Source organism: Pseudalkalibacillus berkeleyi, assembly GCF_021608225.1.
Taxonomy (GTDB): Bacteria; Bacillota; Bacilli; order Bacillales; family Fictibacillaceae; genus Pseudalkalibacillus; species Pseudalkalibacillus berkeleyi.
Genome location: NZ_JAKIJS010000001.1, coordinates 1,269,264 through 1,284,638, shown reverse-complemented (window position 1 = coordinate 1,284,638; position 15,375 = coordinate 1,269,264). Strand labels below are relative to the sequence as shown.

Here is a 15,375-nt window from a genome sequence, read left to right as displayed (position 1 = left end):
ATTATAAAATTTGAAAAATTCAAACATTTATTGATAAATTTTGGATGTAAATGAAATAGATGATGATGGTAAATTGGTGACTCTCTACTCCTTTTTGCGAATTTTACGGAAAAGCCTTTTGAAGAAACGGTCCCTTTGGATGACTTCATAAGGTCTCATCATTTCTTGATCTTCGTGCTCTAACATGTGACAATGCCAAACATAACGTCCGGTATAGGGTTTGAATTTACCAATAATACGTGTGACTTCGCCTGGGTGAGAATTCGCAATATCCTTCCATCCACTCTCGGTGATTTCCGGTCCCCTCTTCTCGCCTGAATATTTAATTTCGCCGGTCTCATTGAAATGTTCAACATCAAAAGGTTGACGATCTAGGATTTGAAATTGTATGAGATGCAAGTGTATAGGGTGAGTATCATCAGAAATGTTGATTAAACTCCAAATTTCAATTGAACCTAGCTTAGGGTTTTCGGTAATCGGATCATCCCATCGCAAATCATCTAATAACATTAGTGGTCTACTGTATTGATCTTTCGTATGAATTAGCGATAAGTATCTTGTTCTAGATGATTGATTCTCTTTGTAAAACTTAATTTTGTTTAATTGATATGGAATGATGGTTAAGTCTTTTTGTTTCAGACGTTTTGTAACCTTGAATGCCATTATCCGACCAGTCGTGTTAGGGTCTGGACTGCGACCATCCGGAAAAGGGGTAGGAGCTCGATTTTCCATTATTATGGTTTTGTCTTTAAAGGTAGAAAAGTCAACAATCACATCTATCCTTTCACCTGGTGAAAGTAAGAAATCTTTGACTTCAACCGGATGTTCAATGAAGCCACCGTCTGTGCCAATTTGATAGAAAGATTGATTGGTGCTGAGTGATACCCTGTAAAACCTTGAGTTAGATCCATTCACAAATCGCAAACGATATTTTCTGGGTTCAACTTGTAAATAGGGCCAAACCATTCCATTGACTAGGATGGTTTCGCCAAAAAACTCTGGAACAACCGAAGGGTAAATTGTTGTCTTTTCATCGTCTGGTTTTGCTGGATAATACAGTGTCCCATCAGGATTAAATGAACGATCCTGTATGAGTAAAGGAATCTCATACTCACCTTTTGGAATATTGAGCTTTTCCTCATTTTTGTCTCTTATCACATATAACCCGGCTAGTCCTGCATAGATATTTAATCTTGTAATCCCGATCGCGTGATCATGATACCAAAGCATTGTACTTTCCATGTTGTTTGGATACTCATAAGTTTCTGTAGTGAAGAACGGACCTACTTGATGGAAATCTTTAGTGAACCATGCATCTGGGTATCCATCACTTTCCGGACGAACTCGTGCACCGTGTAAATGCACAACTGTACGAACATCTGGAACGTCAGAACCTGCACCATGAACGGTATGATCTAAGGGTAATATAGATTGTTGTGGAAGTTTGTTTATCCACTTTACGAAGATGGCATCATTCTTTCTTACTTCTATAGTCGGTCCGGGGAAGGTACCTTGATAGCCCCAAACAACGGTTTCAGGCAATTCTTTATGGAGTTTTTGATAGACTTGTTTCATTTTCACTTCATAATATGCGATACCATTTTTTATAAACAATGGCTTAAGGACTTTAGGTAAGGGAAGAGCATTAATAAATGGCGTTAGTTTCATCAGAAATTTCCCTCCTGACGATGAATCCTTTCTTACTTATGTATGTCAATAGAGGGATATACATGTACGATCCTTTGTTTACTTTATTGAAAATGAAAAATGAGTATTATTTACTTTACCATCAATTATACTTTTTTCAACGAAATCTACATGATCTTCTGAACTCATAGTCAATACTGAAGAAGAACGAGTACCATAAGTATTTGTATCAATAAAAATAGATGATAGTTTCTCTTCCCACTCTAGACCAATTCCTGTGTTTGGTAGGTGCTGAATCTCAGGACGATCACGATTAGCAAGGATTTCGAATAAACATTCATGATCTATCGGAGATTCTTTGGCTATACATAAGGACATGTCATGCTTTCCCTTTTCGACTTTTGGCCATGTTGTATTTAGGAAATGGTTACTGAGACCGTGAATGCCAGGGACGATTTCTGTAATTTCATTTTGGACATTTGAATAGTAATAAAGCCCTTGGGTAGTTCCAACAATGATGTTGAAGCCGCGGTAATCAGAGCGTGTTGATTGTAATTGTTTTAGAAAGGTGAATGGATCGATTTCACTGTTCAAAAATTCCCTAACAATTTTTCCTCTTGAAATTTTATGGTTAGTCCACTCATTTGGATCTCGGAAGTTCGTTAATGCTGCGATACGACCTTGTGTATTAACTCCCATCCATGTCCCTTTCTCCCGTAAGTCACGACCAGCTAAAATGTCAGGATGATCTTCCCAAAAATGGATAGGAGCTGTTGGTCGTTCATAGAATTCATCACGATTAGCTGCTAAGATTAATGGATATTTAGGGTGTACTTTGTAAGCGAAATATAAGACACACATGCTTGTTCTCCTCAATTCTTTTCTGACAATTATATTCGTTATATCGTTATTGTAACTGTCAAACAATGAATGTACACATGATAGGTCCTATTTGATTAGGCGGGGTCTTAGAAACTTATTCTTAATAAATGACTTCACTACGATTTGAAAAGGCGAGTGACCCACTCGCTCATGGGCCACTCGCCTACAGTTAAGATTTGTGAATCAATTGTTTTACGCCTTTAAATATTAGAACAGCTGCAAATACAATAACGGTTATGATACCAATGATATCAACTGCAGAATCAATACTTGATAAAAACGAATCAGCCAAAGACACTTGCACTAACAAATATCCTGCGAACATTGCGGCAAAGTAAGTGAAAATATTTCCCTGCATGCTCCTAACCCCCTTTCCATTAAAATGTGAAAAAAGGTGAGTCATGCCATTGTATGTATCCAGTTTCATTAATATGTCCTTTGATATTAAATAAACGCTCCAGAAATGTTACAGACCTGGAGCGTTAGTCGTATTTACTGTTGTTCACTTATGACACCACATGAAACCCTCTTCCCTGCATCACCCGAAGGTTGGGATGTCTTATCATCCTCACCTTCATGAATGACAAGGGCAGTTCCTTGTTCATTAATGAGAGAATTTGCTTCACCGCTTTTTAAAGTAACTTTTTCTGCTAATACTTCCTCTTGAACCATTCCATCATCGTTAACATTCAAGTTCGGCAGGTCACCAGCATGAGGACCTTTATCATGATCTGTACCGTGACTAGCATCTGTCGGATTAAAATGACCCCCGGCTGATTTGAAGTCCGGTTCCTTACATGCACCCTTTTCATGAATGTGGAAACCATGTTCCCCTGGAGTCAGATTGGAAGCCTTAACTGTAATTTTAACGCCTTCAAATTGTTGTTCGAAGTCAGCAGTACCTATCTTTTCGCCTTTATTATTTTTTAGTGTGATGGAAAGTGGTACAACTTGGTCTTTCGTATTTCCCTCATGTTCATTACCGCTTAAGGTAGGGTTTTCTTCACCATTATCGGATTTTGACTCTTTGCTTTCTTCTGAACTACAAGCAACTAAAGCAAGTAAAACAATGAATAAAACGGTGTAAACCATCCAACGTTTCATCGGTCTCCCCCTCGCAAAGAATTTGTTACAAATCTCTTCACGATTTAAAGAAACCTAAAACATCCTATCAGATAAATTGGTCTAATTGCCTAATCTAATAAGAATATGTCCTCATTAATTATATGAGGTTAACATCATCATCTATTTCATTTGGATGATGTTGATATGTGTTAAGGTCAATTGTGTTAGACGTATCAACTATGATCCCTTCTTTTTGCAACAGTTTCCTTTGAATATCATTTTGTTGATCATCTTTTATAGATATTGCGCCTTTTGAATTAATGACCCTGTGCCAAGGTAATTGATGTGCTTGACTCATCGTATGGAGGACTCTCACAACTTGACGAGCACCTCTAGGGCTGCCAGCAAGCTTAGCAATCTGACCATAAGTCATCACTCGACCAGCAGGAATACTACTGATGATTTTCACAACGTTTTCTGTAAATGGTTTCAAAACATGAGACCTTCCTTTATGTATTGTTGTTCTTATATAATAAGGACGCTATAATGAGTGTTATGCCAATTGTAACAAACGTGAATTTAATGTGATTTTACCAAAACAAGTTTAATGTCCTACTTCTTTTGTAAGCTTAAATATTAGTTCATTTGCACGTCTTTTATTCAATCGATAACTTTTGGTTTTGAGTTTCAATTGGGTTGTTAATTCTTTTATTTTCATTTTTTGATACGAAGTTGGTGGTTGTTGTTCAATGAATCGCTCATAATTTTGGTACGCTACTTTCACTGCTGTTTCAGGAGTTAGCAAGTCTATTAATTCATAAATTGCTAGGTATGACTTTTCTAAACCAATTTCATATCCTGAATCTGATCCAACGAAGAATCGATCTGGATAAGCTTCTATTAATGGGACGAAATCAAGTAAACTGTGTTTGCTCTTAGGATGATAAGCAGTAAATCCTGGGAAAAAATCAAAATAAACATTGTCATGTTGTTTAAGTAGTGCTTTCATATTCGATGGCGTGTTGTATACATTTCCATGGGCGAAGATGAAAATGGTATCTGGATGATTCATAAGCGCCTTTTTTAAGTAAGTAATGTTCTTTCCCCTAGGAGGATCAATATGAAGTAAAATAGGTACTTTATATTCCGCTGTCACTTCATAAATTTCAGGTAATTCACCCCAATAAGGATGTTCACCTTTCCAACTAAGATTTGTATTGTTTGAGAAAGTTGATGCTACATAAATTTCACCCATATTCATATAGCCTCGTTCTAGTTTTTCCTTAACGATCTTTGCACCGTTTTGTTTTTCATCCAATGGAATTCCCGCAAATGAAGGATAAATGAGGTTTGGATACTCTTCGTAGTATTTCCATGATAATTTGTCAGTTTGGACGGCACTTGGTTCAGAAACATTACCGAAAAGGACAGTCCGATCAATGCCAAATTTCTCCCAAATTTCTATTAAAGACCTAGCGTGTTCATTTGTTCGTTTTTCAGTAGTATCTAATAGACTTGCATCATGATTATGTATATCAATAACTGGAAGTTCATTATAGATTACATAAAGAGGATCATTTCCATCATTAGATTCTCTCATTGCATTAACTTTGTTTATCATTTCAGAATCGGGGTTATATTGTAGATCTGATTGGATTTGAATATGACTCCCTTTAATTGTAACGATGTATATGAGTACAGCAAAACCAATGAAAATAAAAAAAAGAAATCTCTTCATACTTACTCCCCATAATTCAAGAAGATTATTAGGATTTAATCGACCTTCTTTCTATACTCTTTTCAACCATTGACCACACTACATAAATAAACGATGACAAACCTCCGATGATCAGCAAGCTATCAAACAACAAGTCTATGTCTATTTCATTGACCGTTTTGCCGGCATTTCCGTCAGAATATAAATAAGTCCAGCCTGAGTTATCTAACATGAAATAAGAAATGAGTCCTCCTAAAATGATGCCGGTAATGATAGAAATGAGTCCTTTCTTCATACTTCATCCTCCTATTCGGTAATCATCTCGCTTTCATAAAAATTCTATAAAGATCACATTAATCCTCTTAATATGATTGATTTATATGCATAGTTGTAGTTTTAATTGAAATAAGGATGACCCTAAAAGTCCTGAGCCATCCTTTCAAATACATTAAACTTTAATTTTTTTAGAGTTGGTTTCAATTGCATTCATGACGTTGAAAATGATTTGTAGTCCTATGTTGTTTTTGGAACTTACAATAGATTCAGGATGAAACTGCACGCCATATATAGGGTGGTCTTCATGTTCAACTGCCATGACGATCTGATCGTGAGACATACCTGTAATGACAAGTGAATCTGGGATTGTTTCAGCATAAATAGAATGGTATCGGCTTGCACTAAATTTTTCAGGGAGTCCATTGAATAATTGATTCTCTTCATTTTGTGTAATTTCTGTTGTTTTACCATGTTGTGGATAGTCCAGTAAGCCTAATTGTCCGTCGAAATACTCAACGATTCCTTGGAAGCCTAAACAAACACCGAACATAGGAATCTCTTTTCGAAGGGCTAGCTCAATAATTTGATTCATTCCAAACTGTTCAGGTCTACCCGGTCCTGGTGATAGTACGACTAGGTCATATCTCTCCTTTATTAACGATTTCTTTGCTCCTTCTGCTCTCATGGTGATGACATTCGCGCCGGTTTGTTTAAAGTAATTCCCTAGCGTATGGACGAATGAATCCTCATGATCAACGATTAAGATTTTCTTATTTATTCCAACTTTGTTGAGTGTGTTTTGTTCACTCTTCACATCGGTCTCTAATATTGCCTTTCGAAGACCTGCTGCTTTCGTTAATGTCTCTTCTTCTTCATCTTCTGGGATTGAATCATATAGAAGCGTAGCACCAACCCTGACCTCTGCGACGTCTTCTTTTAAACGGATTGTTCTCAATGTGAGTCCAGTGTTTAGATCTCCATTGAAGCTGTACCAACCTACAGCTCCTCCGTACCACCCCCGAGGGGTGTCCTCATGATCTTCAATCCATTTAATCGCAGCCTTTTTCGGAGCACCTGTCACTGTAACAGCCCACATATGAGTCAGAAAAGCGTCAAGTGCATCATACTCTGGCCTCAAATATCCCTCAACGTGATCAACCGTATGAATAAGATGGGAGTACATTTCGATCTGTCTTCTTCCAACAACATTAACAGATCCAGGAATACAAATTCGTGATTTATCATTTCGATCTACATCTGTACACATAGTAAGTTCTTCTTCATCTTTTTTTGAATTGAGAAGTTTACGGATTTGTTCAGCATCTTCTATTGCATTAGATCCACGTTTTATTGTTCCAGATATGGGACACGTTTCAACCCGAGTACCTTCAACTCTCACATACATCTCAGGAGAAGAACCTACTAAATGTTCATCTCCTAGATTTATAATGAACCCATATGGACTTGGGTTAATTTCTTGTAATCGATCAAAGACCTCTGAGGGCTGTGATACACACGACTCATACAATGTCTGCGATGGTACAACTTCGAACATATTCCCTGCTTTAAATTCATTGCGGGCTTGGTGAACGAGATTCGTATACCTACCAGGTTCGTATTTTTTGATTGTAGAAGGAGAGGTATAATCTCTCTTCATTTCATCAGTCAATCTTTCATACGGTTTCGTATGTTTTTGTTTGTATCGGAAATCATACGATAATTGATATGCTTGATTGGCTTGATGATCGACTACGACAATTTCATCTGGTAAATATAAGACTAAATCTGATGATTCATTATCTCTTTCAAGCGTTTTTTCTATAGATTCGAATTGTAAAATTAAATCATATCCGAAAGCACCATACAGTCCTAAAAAAGAGTCCTCTTCTGATTCAAATAAACTTCTCACTGCTCGAATCACTGTGAATATGGAGGGTTGTTGACTTCGCTCCTCTTCAGGAAAAACAGTATTTGATTGGATGATTTCTCCGTTCATTTTAGAATCAATAAGTTCCAATGAATCAATATCTGGATGTCCTGATAAATAATCATAAATGGCTGTTATGAGAATATCACCTCGTGCGTTTAATGATTCAAATGTAAACTGTCTTTCTTTTGCAAGAATGACTAATGGCGGGTGTATGAAACCAACATCCCATCTCGAATATCGACCAGGATATTCGTACCGACTCGAATATAGTGCTCCTCTACAATGGTCAATGTGCTGTCGAATGTGATCAGTTGCAGTGTTTCCATCAATCATTTTCTTTGTTCTATATATTTCAATTCCACCGGTACTCACGTACTCCGTGTTAACTTGATCATTCATTAATTGGTTTAGGTTTTGCATCGTGTCCTCCTCAATGGAGACGAGGATATATAAGGAGGTTTTCTAAACTCATCTTATACCTGTCTCTACTCTACTCTGTCTCAACTATTAACTGCATGACATTCTATTTTATTACTTGCAGTTCTTTTCTCATAAAACGATACATACCGATCTTTCTTTTCACTATTGCGAAGTGTAATCGCTTCTCTTGGATGTTCATTCAATTGACCCGAAATTGCATATGGAACTTGATAGCCCCACTCTTCTGTTTCTTTTAACGGTATCAAAAGTTCCTCAATGGCTTTAAAAATAGGTGCTAATTTATAGTCAGGCTTTAAGTATCCAATTAGAAGCTCGGTCGGACAATTTCCTGCAGCACGACCCATCCCATTAACAGTACTGTCTAACAGAGAACATCCTGACTGATGACCAGTAATAGTATTGGCAAATGCAAGTTGCAAATTATTGTGGGCATGAATACCGATCTGTTTAGTGGGTAAGTACTCCTGATAAACTGAACTGATCAAACTGATATCATCCATATATAAACTCCCGAAAGAATCAACAATATAGACAGTATCTACATAGCTTTCATTGATTTGATTTAACTCATCTTTTAAATGACTCAGATTAGTTGTTGATATGGCCATAATATTCAAGCAAGTTTCATAACCCAATTTATGAAATTCATTAACTGCTCCAATGGCTTCTTTCATTTGAGATTCATAACAAGCAACCCGAACCATATCAATATGACTTTCCTTTTGTTTGAGGAAATCACCTAAACGGAATCTCCCTATATCTACCATTACAGATAGTTTTGTTTCCTTCTTCGTAGGTACCGCTGACCTGATGATTGATTCTTCACAAAAACGCCAAGGTCCTGCATCATCATGATTTACAAGATCTTTTGCATTTTTATATCCAATCTCCATATATTCTACTCCAGCTTCGTTTAGTGCATTATAGAGTTTATTTACGAATTCTAAGCTGAAATTCCATAGATTGACCAATCCGCCATCGCGGATTGTACAATCTATGATTTGTGGTTTAACTGTTGATATGTTGCTCACCTTTAACGAGTGAAGACAAGTAAGACTTAAATGCGTTCTTATAATTTTCTGGTTCCTCATTTCGAAGCTCATGCGACTTTCTAATGAGAGAGCTCCCAATAATGACCCCATCACACACTTCACCTACATCTATAAATTGTTGACGAGTTGAGATCCCAAAGCCTAATGCCACAGGTACACTAGAGTATGATTTAGCTTCCTTCAATAATCGCTTCGTTTCCGGATGAAAATCGGAACGTTCACCTGTAACACCTAAGGATGAAACACAGTAGAGAAATCCTTGAGCATCCTGTGAAATTGTTTCTAATCTCTTAGGGGATGTTGTTGGTGCGACTAATGAAATATAGCTAATTCCACTCATCTTACAACGCGCCCTGATCTGTTCGCTTTCTTCAAAAGGTAAGTCCGGTATTAATAATCCGTCTACATCGTGTTGCTTAGCTAGATTGAAAAACTCGTCTTCCCCTAACCTAAGGAATGGGTTGATATATGTGAAAATGAGTACAGGTATCTCTAAACCCTGTTGTCTCATTTTCCCGACGAGTTCCATTGCCTTACTAATATTCATTCCTTTCGCTCTTTTTGCAGCCTCTTGGATAACTGGACCGTCCGCAAGAGGATCAGAATAAGGGATACCTAGCTCTAGGACGTTAGCGCCTTCCTCTTGTAAGATTAATGCTGTTTCAATTGTATCTTCTGGAGTTGGGTCTCCTGCCATGATAAACGGTATAAATAAAGGTTTTGTCTCTGTTTGTAAGGCTTGGAATCGTTTATTCATTTCGATCTCCCTCCTCAATTACATTCATAAGGGTCGAAACATCTTTGTCGCCACGACCAGAAAGGCAAACAACAATAGATTCACTTTCAGGTTTTGAGGCAGCTTCCTTAAATGCTTGTGCAAGAGCGTGTGCACTTTCTATTGCTGGAAGGATCCCTTCATCCTCTGAAAGGATTTTAAGGGCTTCTAGTGCTTCTGCATCTGTAATCGTTTTGTATGTGACCCTCTTGGAATCTGCTAATGATGCGTGTTCGGGACCTACTCCAGGGTAATCAAGACCAGCTGAAATAGAATACGGCTCTATGATTTGACCGAAGTCATCTTGATTAAGGAACGTCATCGATCCATGGATGACACCTACTGATCCCGTAGTGATTGAAGCTGCATGCTTTCCTGTATCTACTCCAAGGCCACCTGCTTCTACCCCAATTAATTCGACTTCATCTTCTAGAAACGGGTGAAACATTCCCATTGCGTTGCTGCCACCACCCACACAAGCAATTGCAGCATCGGGTAGTTTACCTTGTATCTCTTTGTGTTGTTTCTTCGTTTCTATACCTATTACGCGTTGTAAGTCCCTAACAATTCTTGGGTATGGATGAGGACCTACAACTGAACCTATACAATAGAATGTATCTTGGACTTCTCCAGCCCAGTAACGAATGGCTTCATTCGTCGCATCCTTCAAAGTTTTACTGCCACTCTCAACAGAAACGACTTCTGCTCCTAATAATTTCATTCGAAAAACATTGAGTGATTGTCGTTCAATATCTTCTTCTCCCATGAAAACCTTACAAGACAATCCATAACGAGCACATGCAGTGGCAACAGCAACACCATGTTGTCCCGCTCCTGTTTCAGCAACGACCTTTGATTTTCCCATTCTCTTCGCAAGTAATACTTGCCCGATTGCATTGTTTATTTTGTGTGCGCCAGTATGATTTAGATCCTCACGCTTGAGGTGAATCTTTGCACCACCGAAACGCCTCGTCGTATTTTCAGCGTACGTTAACGGTGTAGGTCGTCCAGAGTAATGACTCAATTCATGGTTAAGCTCTGTTTGAAAGGCTGGGTCATTCATCGCATCTGTGAAGGCAATTTCCAATTCCTCAAGTGCGAACATAAGTGTTTCAGGTACGTAACGACCACCAAATTGACCGAATCGTCCTTTTTCATCAGGATATACTGTGTTCATATTGATTCATCCTTTCTATTAAACCGTTCATTTTTTCTCTATCTTTATTTTCATTCGTTTCTATACCACTTGAAAGGTCGATGCCAATAGGTTTATAGGAGAGACATTCTTCGACATTACTTGGGTTTATCCCACCTGCAATTAAGCATTTTATATTCATCCTTTGTGAATATCGGACGTATGTTGGTATTGCGTCCCAGTCGAACCTAATTCCAGTACCTCCCCATTGACCTTGTACTTTTGTATCTATAACAAACCCATCCACGGTGTCGACATAGTTGTCCATCTTGCCGATCGTTTCCGGTGTATGAGGTAGAGCTTTCCAAATTTCAATGTTCGTTTTCGATTTAAGTTCGTGTAAGAAAGAAGTGCTCTCATTTCCATGTAACTGAATGATATCTATGGGTGCAAAGTCAATTGTTTCAAGTACTTCTTCAATGCTCGGATTCACAAAAATACCGACATGGGAAGCAGGTGAATCTTCATTAATCCATTGCTTCACGATTTCAGGTTTCACCTGTCTCTTACTTTCAGCAAATATAAATCCGATATAATCGACTTCTGAATACTGGCTGACTAGGTCATAGTCTTGTTTTGAGCGTATGCCACATAGTTTGAGTTGAGTCACGATTCCGTACCAACTAACTGGGCAATACTTTGCTTAATTGATTTTGAACGCATTAGCGTTTCACCAACTAATATGCCTTTTGCTCCTGCAGACTGTACCTCAGTAACATCCTCGCGTGTGACAATCCCACTTTCACTGATGAAAGGGATATTTACCGGCACATGTTTAGCAATTTCAGTTGTATGGCTCACACTTGTTTTGAACGTGTTTAAATCTCTATTATTAATGCCTAATAAATTAGGCGTGAAATTTTGTAATGCTATTTCTAATTCCTTTAAAGAGTGAACCTCTAATAAGACCTCGAGTCCTTGCTCTTTTGCACATGAAAACAGCTCATTGGCTTGGTTTGGTTCAAGAATGGCTTGGATTAACAAGATCGCATCAGCACCAATTGCCCGACTTTCTATGACTTGAATAGGATCAATGATGAAATCCTTTCTCAATATTGGAATACCTACTGATTTTCTAATTTGAGTTAAATAATCAGGAGCCCCTAAGAAGTATTCTCGGTCTGTTAAAACAGAAATAGCATCTGCTCCAGCCTTTTCATAACTTTCAGCAATACGAGTTGGGTCAAAGTCCTCTGTGATCACGCCTTTTGATGGAGAAGCTTTCTTCACCTCAGAAATCAGTCCAATATCATTGTTTGATCGCAGGATGGCTTGGCTCAATGAGCGTGCTTCGAATTCAAATGTATTAAAAGATTTTGGATAAGATTTTAACTCTTCTATCTTTGTTTCAACGATTCTGTTAAGCATAAGATCTCTCCTTTTTCCCCTTCATACTAAGGTAATGATTCAGGACAAGACCTGTTTCCAAGGCTTCTTTAACGATAGGGACAGCCTTCTCAAACGATTCGGAACGTCCTGCCGCAATGAGACCTGCCGCTGCGTTCAAGATTACAATGTTTTTGGCAGAACGGTTTGTTTCATTATGAAAAACCTGTTGTATAAGCTGTGCGCTCTTTTCCGGCGAGTTCACCTGAATGTCATTTAGCGATCCAAGTTCTAGTCCGACTTCAACTGGGTTTACCTCAGATGATTGAATGGAATACGGTGTTACGATCAGAACATTTGTGGTTGTCGTGATTGTCATCTCGTCTAGACCATCTGCTCCTGAAACGATCAGTGCTTTTTCAATACCAAGCCGCTGAACGACCTTAGCCATTTTCTGAGCAAGCTCTTGATTGTAGACACCAATTAATTGTCGATCGCAACCTGCTGGATTACTAAGTGGGCCCAGGATGTTGAATACCGTTCTAAAGCCAATATCCTTCCGAGGTTGAATGGCGTGTTTCATTGCTGGATGATAAAGAGGTGCAAACAAGAAGGTCATTGAATGAGACTTTAATGCTCGCATGGCTTCTTCAACACCAGATTGAGTTGGAATGTTCAACCGTTCTAACACATCAGCACTTCCACTTTTGGAAGAAAAGGATCGATTGCCATGCTTGGCTACTTTAACGCCCATAGCAGACATCACAATAGCCGCAGCCGTTGAAATATTAAATGTGCTAGAACCATCCCCACCTGTACCGCATGTATCAACTGCATCATGTAGCTTTTCAGGGAAGTGTACAGCATGACTTCTCATTGATTTCGCAAAGCCTGTTAATTCATCCACAGTTTCACCGCGTATTCTTAATATGGTCAGCAAGCTTGATAGCTGACTTTCATTTACATTTCCAGTCATAATTTGATCCATGATGTATTCCGCTTCTTCTTCAGAAAATGTCGCACCATCAATAGCTCTTTGTAATTGGGGTTTAATCATTTGTAGACTCCTTTCGATCTCTGTATTAGGACATAGGAAGACCAAAAGAAGTTCAAGGTGGAATAAATTTTATAAGTGATTGGCATAGGAAAGACATCTCTATCACGCTCCTTTTGAGGAGTACTGATAGAGCTGAGGTTTAATTTTATTGAAGGTTTTAAATATAAAAAAATCCCATAGGCAAATAGGTGCCTAAGGAATCGTCATTTGTAACGTACCTTAGCTCGCCTCAACTCTTTCAATCTCGTCTCATTCTCATCTCAACTAATCTAACTATTATCTAAAAACTTAAACTAATACTAGTAAATACCATGATGATTTGTCAAGGGTTTGAATTTGGAATAAGTCCTACAACCGTCCAGTACGATGTTTGTCCAGTTGCATAGTATGTATGAATCAAAAAAATAAAAGGAGAAACTTATGAAAGAATTTCACAAATCCTCTTTCTTAACGTGTGGTGAAGTGTTTAATCCAGATCTACCCGCTCAGTTAGACAGAAGTGAACCGCCTATTCGATTAGCCGAAGTGCGTGTCAAGCCTAGTCATCTAAAAAATTCATGTGTACTCATTAAGTATTCAGAATTCATCCAGTTTTCATTTTTAGGGTTAAATCCTAAACTCAAAATCATTTATAGACTAGTAAAGGAAGCACAAAATAAAATTACACAAATTCTACAGGAATGGGAGTTCCTTTTCGAATCTGCAAAAACATTAGAGGGAATCAATTTAGAAACGAATCAGCCGACGGTCTTGAACTTTTGCGATTGTGATCAATCCTATTTAAACGGAGAAGTGACTTATCGGTTAGAAATCGTACTAATTGAGACCAATATCGTTCAAGAATTAAATATTACTAATAAAAGTATAACTGCAACAACAATTCGTGACGAATTCCAATTGAATAAATCTTCAAAACGATTGAAGCCAGACCCGTGGTTATTTAATCACTTTGATGACAAGAATGCTTCTGTTCCTCTGCTGCCTTTTGTGACTTGTGGCAAAGTACTTAACCCAGTCCTACCTCCACGTCTACGAAAAAGAGATCAACCGGTTGTTTTGACGGAAGTCAAAGTTAAAAGTAAACCAAATACAACAATTCTCATCAATTTCTCCGGTTTCGTTACTTCTATTTTAAGACAAAAGGACTTTAATAGCTTAGTGTTTCAACTTGTGAGGAAATCGTTGAGAAATAATAGGTCGAAGGTGTTAAGAGAATGGCCATTATTAAGAGAATTCGGAAACGATACGAACATTAAAGAGCCCGTTGTCTTTAATTACTGTGATCAAATCGTAAACGGTGAAGATGAATACACTTACACAGTTGAGCTTGTGAAAGCAGAATTGTCTGACCAATCGTCTTATAACATTACGCAAAAAAGCATGACTGCTCAAGTATATGAAAGTCAAAGCCCTTCAAAAGGAAGGAGAAGAAGTAATGGATAGAAAATCATCCAATGCGAAAGCAAATTGTGGACAGGTACGTAAAACGAACCTACCTAAACAGCTAACAAAAAATGATCCTCCGATAACGTTAGCAAAAGTGACTGCTGATATTGGAAGCTTGAGAAATCCATGTGTTCTATTTAACTACTCTCAATTCATATCGTTTCGCTTAAATGGACCAAACCCTATTATCAGTCTCACTTATCGGTTGACCCGAACATCGCCTGTAAGTGAAGAACCGATTATATTAGAAGAGTGGATTTTTAAAGGTAAAGAAGTAATACCAACACCAGCACCACCGCTTAACACGATTGAACCTCTAGTTACGAACTTTTGTGATTGCAATGTACCTCGTTCGAATGACTTGTTGACTTACACATTTCAGCTTGTAGAAGTCACAACTAATAATGCTATATACGATATTTCAAACCAAGAAGTTAGTGCAATCATGATATGCGGGAGTGAACATAAGTAAGATTTGACTGTATCAAGTGTCATAAATCGTATACAAAACGCATCTTTCCTTTCCTTGGGGAATTGTTATAATATGCATGAGTCCAAGAATATAG

The 15,375-nt window shown here is 38.0% G+C and carries 16 protein-coding genes; 2 read left to right on the top strand and 14 right to left on the bottom strand.

The features are described from left to right. Positions 1-84: 84 nt before the first annotated feature. From L2716_RS06870 to trpD, 14 genes are all read right to left on the bottom strand, one after another. Positions 85-1,668, bottom strand: coding sequence for a multicopper oxidase family protein (locus tag L2716_RS06870; RefSeq protein ID WP_236333048.1), 1,584 nt, complete (start codon positions 1,666-1,668; stop codon positions 85-87). Between the two features lie 78 nt (positions 1,669-1,746). Next, the gene (locus L2716_RS06865) at positions 1,747-2,508 is read right to left on the bottom strand and encodes an NRDE family protein (RefSeq protein WP_236333046.1); all 762 of its coding nucleotides are present in this window, start codon (positions 2,506-2,508) and stop codon (positions 1,747-1,749) included. Positions 2,509-2,698: 190 nt separating this feature from the next. Further along, positions 2,699-2,887 (bottom strand): hypothetical protein, encoded by a 189-nt coding sequence (locus tag L2716_RS06860; RefSeq protein ID WP_236333044.1) that lies wholly within the window; start codon positions 2,885-2,887, stop codon positions 2,699-2,701. 134 nt (positions 2,888-3,021) lie between these two features. Beyond that, positions 3,022-3,633, bottom strand: a complete 612-nt coding sequence (locus tag L2716_RS06855; RefSeq protein WP_236333042.1) for a superoxide dismutase family protein — start codon at positions 3,631-3,633, stop codon at positions 3,022-3,024. 118 nt (positions 3,634-3,751) lie between these two features. Further along, positions 3,752-4,087, bottom strand: coding sequence for an MGMT family protein (locus tag L2716_RS06850; protein WP_236333040.1), 336 nt, complete (start codon positions 4,085-4,087; stop codon positions 3,752-3,754). Positions 4,088-4,198: 111 nt separating this feature from the next. Beyond that, positions 4,199-5,332 (bottom strand): amidohydrolase family protein, encoded by a 1,134-nt coding sequence (locus L2716_RS06845; protein WP_236333038.1) that lies wholly within the window; start codon positions 5,330-5,332, stop codon positions 4,199-4,201. A 28-nt stretch (positions 5,333-5,360) separates the two neighbouring features. Then, complete coding sequence (locus L2716_RS06840) at positions 5,361-5,606, bottom strand: hypothetical protein (protein WP_236333036.1); 246 nt, start codon at positions 5,604-5,606, stop codon at positions 5,361-5,363. Between the two features lie 153 nt (positions 5,607-5,759). Then, positions 5,760-7,937 carry an anthranilate synthase component I gene (locus L2716_RS06835; protein WP_236333034.1) on the bottom strand — a complete coding sequence of 726 codons (2,178 nt, stop codon included), beginning with the start codon at positions 7,935-7,937 and terminating at the stop codon, positions 5,760-5,762. A gap of 80 nt (positions 7,938-8,017) precedes the next feature. Next, positions 8,018-9,049, bottom strand: a complete 1,032-nt coding sequence (locus L2716_RS06830) for an aldolase catalytic domain-containing protein (protein WP_236333032.1) — start codon at positions 9,047-9,049, stop codon at positions 8,018-8,020. Continuing rightward, positions 8,967-9,767 carry a tryptophan synthase subunit alpha gene (trpA, locus tag L2716_RS06825; RefSeq protein ID WP_236333030.1) on the bottom strand — a complete coding sequence of 267 codons (801 nt, stop codon included), beginning with the start codon at positions 9,765-9,767 and terminating at the stop codon, positions 8,967-8,969. The genes L2716_RS06830 and trpA overlap by 83 nt, the downstream gene beginning before the upstream one ends. Next, positions 9,760-10,962 carry a tryptophan synthase subunit beta gene (trpB, locus tag L2716_RS06820; protein ID WP_236333028.1) on the bottom strand — a complete coding sequence of 401 codons (1,203 nt, stop codon included), beginning with the start codon at positions 10,960-10,962 and terminating at the stop codon, positions 9,760-9,762. The genes trpA and trpB overlap by 8 nt, the downstream gene beginning before the upstream one ends. After that, positions 10,943-11,590 (bottom strand): phosphoribosylanthranilate isomerase, encoded by a 648-nt coding sequence (locus L2716_RS06815; protein ID WP_236333026.1) that lies wholly within the window; start codon positions 11,588-11,590, stop codon positions 10,943-10,945. Before L2716_RS06815 ends, trpB begins: the two co-directional genes overlap by 20 nt. Continuing rightward, positions 11,587-12,348 carry an indole-3-glycerol phosphate synthase TrpC gene (trpC, locus tag L2716_RS06810; protein WP_236333024.1) on the bottom strand — a complete coding sequence of 254 codons (762 nt, stop codon included), beginning with the start codon at positions 12,346-12,348 and terminating at the stop codon, positions 11,587-11,589. The genes L2716_RS06815 and trpC overlap by 4 nt, the downstream gene beginning before the upstream one ends. Beyond that, on the bottom strand, positions 12,341-13,363 hold the full coding sequence (gene trpD / locus L2716_RS06805; RefSeq protein ID WP_236333022.1) for an anthranilate phosphoribosyltransferase: 1,023 nt from the start codon (positions 13,361-13,363) through the stop codon (positions 12,341-12,343). Before trpD ends, trpC begins: the two co-directional genes overlap by 8 nt. A 420-nt stretch (positions 13,364-13,783) precedes the next feature. Here trpD and L2716_RS06800 point away from each other — a divergent pair, with 420 nt between their 5' ends. Together L2716_RS06800 and L2716_RS06795 are read left to right on the top strand one after the other, a co-directional pair. Further along, positions 13,784-14,806 carry a DUF4489 domain-containing protein gene (locus L2716_RS06800; protein ID WP_236333020.1) on the top strand — a complete coding sequence of 341 codons (1,023 nt, stop codon included), beginning with the start codon at positions 13,784-13,786 and terminating at the stop codon, positions 14,804-14,806. After that, positions 14,799-15,281 (top strand): DUF4489 domain-containing protein, encoded by a 483-nt coding sequence (locus tag L2716_RS06795; RefSeq protein WP_236333018.1) that lies wholly within the window; start codon positions 14,799-14,801, stop codon positions 15,279-15,281. Before L2716_RS06800 ends, L2716_RS06795 begins: the two co-directional genes overlap by 8 nt. Positions 15,282-15,375: the final 94 nt, after the last annotated feature.

Excerpts from the sequence above, each read along its gene's own strand:
- L2716_RS06835 (WP_236333034.1), bottom strand. The coding sequence starts at position 7,937 with ATGCAAAACCTAAACCAATTAATGAATGATCAAGTTAACACGGAGTAC.
- L2716_RS06865 (WP_236333046.1), bottom strand. The coding sequence starts at position 2,508 with ATGTGTGTCTTATATTTCGCTTACAAAGTACACCCTAAATATCCATTA.
- trpC (WP_236333024.1), bottom strand. The coding sequence starts at position 12,348 with ATGCTTAACAGAATCGTTGAAACAAAGATAGAAGAGTTAAAATCTTAT.
- L2716_RS06845 (WP_236333038.1), bottom strand. The coding sequence starts at position 5,332 with ATGAAGAGATTTCTTTTTTTTATTTTCATTGGTTTTGCTGTACTCATA.
- trpD (WP_236333022.1), bottom strand. The coding sequence starts at position 13,363 with ATGATTAAACCCCAATTACAAAGAGCTATTGATGGTGCGACATTTTCT.
- L2716_RS06840 (WP_236333036.1), bottom strand. The coding sequence starts at position 5,606 with ATGAAGAAAGGACTCATTTCTATCATTACCGGCATCATTTTAGGAGGA.
- trpA (WP_236333030.1), bottom strand. The coding sequence starts at position 9,767 with ATGAATAAACGATTCCAAGCCTTACAAACAGAGACAAAACCTTTATTT.
- L2716_RS06855 (WP_236333042.1), bottom strand. The coding sequence starts at position 3,633 with ATGAAACGTTGGATGGTTTACACCGTTTTATTCATTGTTTTACTTGCT.
- L2716_RS06860 (WP_236333044.1), bottom strand. The coding sequence starts at position 2,887 with ATGCAGGGAAATATTTTCACTTACTTTGCCGCAATGTTCGCAGGATAT.
- trpB (WP_236333028.1), bottom strand. The coding sequence starts at position 10,962 with ATGAACACAGTATATCCTGATGAAAAAGGACGATTCGGTCAATTTGGT.
- L2716_RS06830 (WP_236333032.1), bottom strand. The coding sequence starts at position 9,049 with ATGAGGAACCAGAAAATTATAAGAACGCATTTAAGTCTTACTTGTCTT.
- L2716_RS06800 (WP_236333020.1), top strand. The coding sequence starts at position 13,784 with ATGAAAGAATTTCACAAATCCTCTTTCTTAACGTGTGGTGAAGTGTTT.
- L2716_RS06870 (WP_236333048.1), bottom strand. The coding sequence starts at position 1,668 with ATGAAACTAACGCCATTTATTAATGCTCTTCCCTTACCTAAAGTCCTT.
- L2716_RS06795 (WP_236333018.1), top strand. The coding sequence starts at position 14,799 with ATGGATAGAAAATCATCCAATGCGAAAGCAAATTGTGGACAGGTACGT.